The following is a 2,228-nucleotide window of genomic DNA, read 5'->3' on the forward strand; positions in this document are numbered from 1 at the left end:
CCTGCCCCACCATGTGGGCTCCTCGCATCCGGTGGCCCCTTGGGGGTGGAACGAGGCCCCGTACACGGCGAGGCGGCCGGACCCGGGGGGATTGTGGTTTCCGGCCGCCTCTGTGGTCCCCCTGGCCGCACACGGCCGCGGGATCCTGCCCTCAACCTAGCGGTAGGGGGTGCGCGGTACGGGGTCGTTTGTTGCGTCTTGTCCTATCGCGTAAGCGAATCGTGACTCCGGCGTCCCGGGCTGTCGACGTCCGAGGCCGCCGGAGTCCGAGTCTGCCGGAGTCCAAGGCCGCCGATGGCTGGAGGGTCCTTCGGCGGCCATGGGGGTGACCTGATTCGATACATCGTTCTTCTATGCCTAGAGGTGCTAGGGTAGTGAGCCCCGATGGAGAACACAGGCAGAGGAAGTGCACGTGCACATCGACAAGGACCTGGTCGCGGCGTCGGCCACACCGCTCGTCCTGGGCATCCTGGCTGAGGGCGAGTCCTACGGATACGCCATCGTCAAACGCGTCAATGAGCTTTCCGACGGGCAGATGCGGTGGACGGACGGGATGCTCTACCCCCTGCTGCACCGTCTCGAACGCAACGGCTACGTCCGGGCGTCCTGGGGGACGTCCGAGACGGGCCGTCGGCGTAAGCACTATGCGATCACGGAGGCCGGGCTCGAGACGCTGGCCGAGCGGCAGAAGCAGTGGGGCGTCGTCGCTGACGCGCTCAAGCAGGTGTGGCAGGCCGCGTCGCGGCCCCCGGCCCTCGGGGACGCCACGGTAGGGGGGATCGCCTGATGAGCGGGGCCGCAAGCGGTGACGTTCTGGAGGAGCAGATCGACCAGTGGCGCGGTTTCGTGCGCCGCCGTCGGGCCGTCGCCCCGTCGGACATTGAGGAACTGGAGGACCACCTGCGCGAACAGATCGCCGACCTGGGGGCGAGCGGCCTCGACGACGAGGAGGCCTTCCTCGTCGCGGTCAGGCGTATGGGCAACCTGGACGAGGTGTCACGGGAGTTCGCGCGCGAGCACTCCCACCGGCTGTGGAAGCAGTTGGTCCTCGTCCCCGAGGCCGACGACGGAGCGGGTGGACTCGCGCGCTGGCGGGAACTCGGCGTGGTGCTCGCGTTCGCGATCGGCGCGGGGGTGGCGGTCAAGCTCCTCTTCACGGTGGTCGACGACGAGACCGCGCAGTTCCGCAACCTCGCCTTCGTGGTACTCCCGTTCCTGGCGGGATGGTTCGCGTGGAAGCGGTGGGCCACGTGGCGTGTGTGCGCGGTGCTGGCCGCCGTCGCGGTGGTACCGGCCCTGGCCGTGAACCTCTACCCGTTCGGGACCACCTCCGGGCCGTTCCCGAGCCCCGGGATGACCGCCGTACTCGCGTTCACGCACGCTCCGGTCGTCCTGTGGCTGCTCGCGGGAGTCCTGCACACGGGCGGGCACTGGCGGTCCCACGACCGGCGTATGGACTTCGTGCGGTTCATGGGCGAGCTGGTGATGTACCTGGCGCTGATCATGCTGGGGTCCATGGTCCTCGTCGGCCTCACCTTCGGGGTGCTCACCCTGGTCGACATCGATCTGGAACCGTTCCTCGAGGACTGGCTGCTGCCGTTCGGTATGCCCGGTGCGCTCCTGGTGGCCGCATGGCTGGTGGAGGCCAAGAAGAGCGTGGTGGAGAACATCGCGCCCGTCCTGACCAGGGTCTTCACTCCGCTGGCGGTCCTGATGCTGCTCGCGGACCTGGTGGCGCTCCTGGTGAACGGTCCCCTGACCACGGTGGACCGCGAACTGCTCATCATCATGGACGCCGTCCTGGTGCTGGTCCTGTTCCTGCTGCTGTACTCGGTCTCCGCCCGCGACCCGCTGGCACCACCGAGTGTGTCCGACTGGCTCCAGCTCGCGCTGGTGGGAGCGGCGCTCGCGGTGGACGCCGTCGCGCTGACGGCGATGCTGACCCGCATCGCCGAGTTCGGGTTCACCGCGAACAAGACCGCCGCGCTCGGTCTGAACCTCGTACTGCTGGTGCACCTGGTGTGGTCGGCGTGGCTGATGGCGGGGTTCGTTCGGGGAACGCGTCCGTTCGCCGCGGTCGAACGGTGGCAGACGACCTACCTGCCGGTCTACGCGCTGTGGGCGGGGCTGGTCGTGGTGGTGTTCCCGCCGGTGTTCGGCTTCGCCTGACACGGACGGTGATCGTGTCCTGGGGGCGTCGGCCCGCCGAGGCCGCGGCGGAGCGGCTT

The 2,228-nt window shown here is 69.0% G+C and carries 2 protein-coding genes; both read left to right on the top strand.

What is annotated here, in order from left to right; genetic code table 11:
• The first annotated feature begins 412 nt into the window (after positions 1-412).
• Entirely contained in the window at positions 413-787 is a 375-nt protein-coding gene (locus D455_RS0128115; RefSeq protein ID WP_026123059.1) for a PadR family transcriptional regulator, read from the top strand.
• Positions 787-2,169: a permease prefix domain 1-containing protein gene (locus D455_RS0128120; RefSeq protein WP_017573987.1), complete on the top strand. Its 1,383-nt coding sequence runs from the start codon at positions 787-789 to the stop codon at positions 2,167-2,169. The genes D455_RS0128115 and D455_RS0128120 overlap by 1 nt, the downstream gene beginning before the upstream one ends.
• The last annotated feature ends 59 nt before the right edge of the window (positions 2,170-2,228 follow it).

Origin of the sequence: Nocardiopsis halotolerans DSM 44410 (genome assembly GCF_000341065.1) — a bacterium.
Taxonomy (GTDB): domain Bacteria; phylum Actinomycetota; class Actinomycetes; order Streptosporangiales; family Streptosporangiaceae; genus Nocardiopsis; species Nocardiopsis halotolerans.

Coding starts and splice junctions, on each gene's coding strand:
- D455_RS0128120 (WP_017573987.1), top strand. CDS start 787: ATGAGCGGGGCCGCAAGCGGTGACGTTCTGGAGGAGCAGATCGACCAG.